The following is a 1,756-nucleotide window of genomic DNA, read 5'->3' on the forward strand; positions in this document are numbered from 1 at the left end:
TGCCGGTCGGTGTTCTCCGCAGGCGGCGACGGCGACGACGGCGTCATCGCCCGACGCGACGCCGACACGTGCGTCACCTACCGCCGCTCGGGCGACGACAACGTGCTCGTCGAGTACGGCGACATGAAACTCGATCTGGCACTGCGGGCCCGGGTGCACGCCCTGCATCAGCGGGTCGAGGCGCTCGCGCCCCGCGGCCTGGTGGACCTGACTCCAGGCATCCGCTCGTTGCAGGTGAAGGTGAATCCCGATGTGCTGTCCATCGATTCGTTGATGGGTCTGCTGTCCGAGGTCGAGGACGATCTTCCTGCGGCCTCGGAGCTCGTGGTTCCCAGCCGCCAGGTTCGGCTCCCGCTCTCGTGGGACGACCCCTCGACTCGCGAGGCCATTCAGCGCTACATGCACGGCGTGCGCGCCGACGCCCCGTGGTGCCCCTGGAACATCGAGTTCATCCGGCGAATGAACGGACTCGAATCTGTGGCAGAGGTGTTCGACACCGTCTTCGCCGCCGACTACATGGTCCTCGGTCTCGGTGACGTGTACCTGGGCGCACCGGTGGCGACCCCGTTGGACCCGCGGCACCGCCTGGTGACGACCAAGTACAACCCGGCGCGAACGTGGACGCCGGAGAACGCCGTCGGCATCGGTGGGGCATACCTGTGCATCTACGGCATGGAGGGTCCAGGCGGATACCAGTTCGTGGGTCGAACCACGCAGGTGTGGAACCACAGCGCCGCCTACAGCGGCGGCCCGTTCGAGGAGGGCACCCCGTGGTTGCTTCGGTTCTTCGACCGAATCTCCTGGTACCCGGTCGAACCCGAGGAACTGATGGACCTGCGCGCAGATCTGGCGGCAGGCCGCGGCGGCGGAGTGCAGATCACCGACGGTGAGTTCTCCCTCGCCGAGCACGAGAACTTCCTGGACACCAACGCGGACTCCATCGCCGAGTTCCGCGCGAGACAAGCCGTCGCCTTCGGTGCCGAGCGCGACGCGTGGTCGGCGGCGGGGGAATTCGATACGACGAAGGGCAAGACCGATGCAGCCTGAGGTACGGGACCGAGTTCTGCAGGCCTACAAGCGGATCGCCGAGGTGGACCGCCCCGAGGTATGGATCACCCTGCGTGACGAGGACGACGTGCTGGCCGAGGCCGTCGCCCTCGACGCGGCGCTCGCGGCGGGTGCCGATCTACCGCTCGCCGGTGTGCTCGTCGCAGTCAAGGACAACATCGACGTGGCGGGCCTGCCCACCACCGCGGCCTGCCCCGAGTTCGCCTACACCCCTGCGCAGTCCGCTGTCGCCGTCGAGCGACTGACGAGCCAGGGCGCACTGGTGCTCGGCAAGACCAACCTGGACCAGTTCGCCACCGGACTGGTCGGCACCCGGAGCCCCTACGGCGCGGTGCGCTGCGCCTGGGATCCCTCACTGATCTCGGGAGGCTCGAGTTCCGGCTCCGCCGTCGCGGTCGCACTGGGCATCGCGGACATCGGGATCGGCACCGACACAGCAGGATCGGGTCGAGTACCCGCAGCCTTCCACGGAATCGTGGGCATCAAGACCTCGCTGGGCATCGTGCCGAACACCGGCGTCGTGCCCGCGTGCGCCGACTACGATTGCGTCACCGTTCTCGCGCGCGATCTCGACAGTGCCACTGCGGCAATGAAAGTGATGACCGGGCCCACCGCCACCGATCCACGCAGCCGGGCCTGGCCGGCCGACGTACGGCTCGCCGCATCCCCCGCAGCCCCCGCGTCGCCG

At 68.5% G+C, this 1,756-nt stretch carries 2 protein-coding genes; both read left to right on the top strand.

Translation table 11 applies throughout. The features are described from left to right. On the top strand, nt 1-1,047 hold a 1,047-nt coding region (locus RHBS_RS27470; protein ID WP_128646914.1), incomplete at its 5' end, for a carboxyltransferase domain-containing protein. Further along, nucleotides 1,037-1,756: amidase family protein (locus RHBS_RS27475; RefSeq protein ID WP_272913904.1), on the top strand; the 720-nt coding region annotated here is incomplete at its 3' end. The genes RHBS_RS27470 and RHBS_RS27475, both read left to right, overlap by 11 nt.

It is taken from the genome of Rhodococcus sp. BS-15 (assembly GCF_000813105.1).
Taxonomy (GTDB): Bacteria; Actinomycetota; Actinomycetes; order Mycobacteriales; family Mycobacteriaceae; genus Rhodococcoides.